We start from the raw sequence: 3360 nt of genomic DNA on the forward strand, positions 1-3360 counted from the left end.
TTGGCTCCACCAAACAACGTATTGCGGACGCGGACGACAAACAAGATTTGCCTCTTGAAAAGTCGGAAGCGAATGTGGTACACTAGCAAATGTCGCTTTTGGCGAATGTGCCGGAAGCAGCACGACAGCTTGTTCCTTGAAAACTGGATAGCGAAACGAAACGAGAACGAAGGCAATCGTACGAATGCCTTAGAAGCGAATCGGCAGCCAATTTAGGTTGGTTGCAGCAATGCTTACGTAGCTAGCAATACTACGTATTGCTCTCAGGATAAGCTAATAAGGGCGCACGGAGGATGCCTAGGCGCTAGGAGCCGACGAAGGACGTGGCGAACTACGAAAATGCCTCGGGGAGCCGTAAGCAGGCTTCGATCCGGGGATGTCCGAATGGGGAAACCCGGCTGCGGTAATACGCAGTCACCCGATCCTGAATTCATAGGGGTCGCGGAGGCATACCCAGGGAACTGAAACATCTAAGTACCTGGAGGAACAGAAAACAACAGTGATTCCGTCAGTAGCGGCGAGCGAACGCGGAGAAGCCCAAACCGATCTCTTCGGAGAGCGGGGTTGTAGGACGTCGATATGGCGGAAGCAGGTTAGGCGAAGCGGTCTGGAAAGGCCGGCCACAGAAGGTAAAAGCCCTGTAACCGAAAGCTTGCGTAGGCCTAGACGGATCCTGAGTACGGCGGGGCACGGGAAACCCCGTCGGAATCCGGCAGGACCATCTGCCAAGGCTAAATACTCCCTAGCGACCGATAGCGAAGCAGTACCGTGAGGGAAAGGTGAAAAGCACCCCGGGAGGGGAGTGAAACAGAACCTGAAACCGTGCGCTTACAACAAGTCAGAGGCCGTTAACGGCTGATGGCGTGCCTTTTGTAGAATGAACCGGCGAGTTACGTTTGCAAGCGAGGTTAAGCCGAAGAGGCGGAGCCGCAGCGAAAGCGAGTCTGAATAGGGCGAATCAGTTTGCAGGCGTAGACCCGAAACCGTGTGATCTACCCCTGTCCAGGGTGAAGGTGCGGTAACACGCACTGGAGGCCCGAACCCACGAGCGTTGAAAAGCTCGGGGATGAGGTGGGGGTAGGGGAGAAATTCCAATCGAACTCGGAGATAGCTGGTTCTCCCCGAAATAGCTTTAGGGCTAGCCTCGGTAGAGAGTCGTGGAGGTAGAGCACTGATTGGGTGCGGGGCCCGCCAAGGGTTACCAAGTCCAGTCAAACTCCGAATGCCACAGACTTGCTTGCCGGGAGTCAGACGGTGAGTGCTAAGATCCATCGTCAAGAGGGAAAGAGCCCAGATCATCAGCTAAGGTCCCCAAGTGCGTGTTAAGTGGGAAAGGATGTGGAGTTGCACAGACAACCAGGATGTTGGCTTAGAAGCAGCCACCATTTAAAGAGTGCGTAATAGCTCACTGGTCGAGTGACTCTGCGCCGAAAATGTAACGGGGCTAAACACGCCACCGAAGCTATGGGTGCAGCAATGCGCAGTAGGGGAGCGTTGTGTACGGGTTGAAGCATGACCGGAAGGACATGTGGACGGTACACAAGTGAGAATGCCGGTATGAGTAACGAAAAGACTGGTGAGAATCCAGTCCGCCGAAAACCTAAGGGTTCCTGAGGAAGGCTCGTCCGCTCAGGGTTAGTCGGGACCTAAGGCGAGGCCGAAAGGCGTAGTCGATGGACAACAGGTTGACATTCCTGTACCACCGTAAGCCGTTACGAGCAATGGGGTGACGCAGAAGGGTAGTGACGCAGACTGATGGATGTCTGTCCAAGCAGTGAGGCTGGTCAGTAGGCAAATCCGCTGACCGCAAGGCTGAGCTGTGACGGGGAGGGAAAATCGCAGTACCGAAGGTCATGATCTCAAGCTGCCGAGAAAAGCCTCTAGCCAGGCGAAGGTGCCCGTACCGCAAACCGACACAGGTAGGTGGGAAGAGAATTCTAAGGCGCGCGGAAGAACTCTCGTTAAGGAACTCGGCAAAATGACCCCGTAACTTCGGGAGAAGGGGTGCCTCGGTAGGGTGAATAGCCCGAGGGGGCCGCAGTGAAAAGGCCCAAGCGACTGTTTAGCAAAAACACAGGTCTGTGCGAAGCCGCAAGGCGAAGTATACGGGCTGACGCCTGCCCGGTGCTGGAAGGTTAAGGGGAGCGGTTAGGGGCAACCCGAAGCTGTGAACCGAAGCCCCAGTAAACGGCGGCCGTAACTATAACGGTCCTAAGGTAGCGAAATTCCTTGTCAGGTAAATTCTGACCCGCACGAATGGCGTAACGACTTGGGCGCTGTCTCAACGAGAGATCCGGTGAAATTTTAGTACCTGTGAAGATGCAGGTTACCCGCGACGTGACGGAAAGACCCCATGGAGCTTTACTGCAGCTTGATATTGGACTTTGGTACGATCTGTACAGGATAGGTGGGAGCCTGAGAAGTCGGAGCGCCAGCTTCGACGGAGGCGACGTTGGGATACCACCCTGATCGTATCGGAGTTCTAACCTGCTACCGTGATCCGGTAGAGGGACCGTGTCAGGCGGGCAGTTTGACTGGGGCGGTCGCCTCCTAAAATGTAACGGAGGCGCCCCAAGGTTCCCTCAGAATGGTTGGAAATCATTCGAAGAGTGCAAAGGCAGAAGGGAGCTTGACTGCAAGACCCACAAGTCGAGCAGGGACGAAAGTCGGGCTTAGTGATCCGGTGGTACCGCATGGAAGGGCCATCGCTCAACGGATAAAAGCTACCCTGGGGATAACAGGCTTATCTCCCCCAAGAGTCCACATCGACGGGGAGGTTTGGCACCTCGATGTCGGCTCATCGCATCCTGGGGCTGAAGTAGGTCCCAAGGGTTGGGCTGTTCGCCCATTAAAGCGGTACGCGAGCTGGGTTCAGAACGTCGTGAGACAGTTCGGTCCCTATCTGTCGTGGGCGCAGGAAATTTGAGAGGAGCTGTCCTTAGTACGAGAGGACCGGGATGGACGTACCGCTGGTGTACCAGTTGTCTCGCCAGAGGCATGGCTGGGTAGCTACGTACGGAAGGGATAAGCGCTGAAAGCATCTAAGCGTGAAGCCCCCCTCAAGATGAGATTTCCCAATTCGTAAGACCCCTGGTAGACGACCAGGTTGATAGGTTCGGGGTGGAAGCGCAGCAATGCGTGCAGCTGACGAATACTAATCGGTCGAGGGCTTATCCAAAACATCGTTTCACTCGTTCGTTTCGCATTCAGTTTTCAGGGAGTAAGGAACCCCAAAAAGTGACGGGAAGCTTCGAAGCGGATTCCGGATACTTTTCGGGGACCCCGAAAATCCTGAACCTTATATCTTCGTTTGGTGATGATGGCGGAGGGGATCCACGCGTTCCCATCCCGAACACGACC

General features: G+C 55.1%; 1 rRNA gene. It reads left to right on the forward strand.

Annotated features, from left to right (window positions below):
* The first annotated feature begins 266 nt into the window (after positions 1-266).
* Positions 267-3178 (forward strand): 23S ribosomal RNA (locus PV407_RS24105).
* Positions 3179-3360 lie beyond the last annotated feature (182 nt).

The sequence above is a fragment of the Paenibacillus sp. GYB003 genome (assembly GCF_036577625.1).
Classification (GTDB): Bacteria; Bacillota; Bacilli; order Paenibacillales; family NBRC-103111; genus Paenibacillus_AB.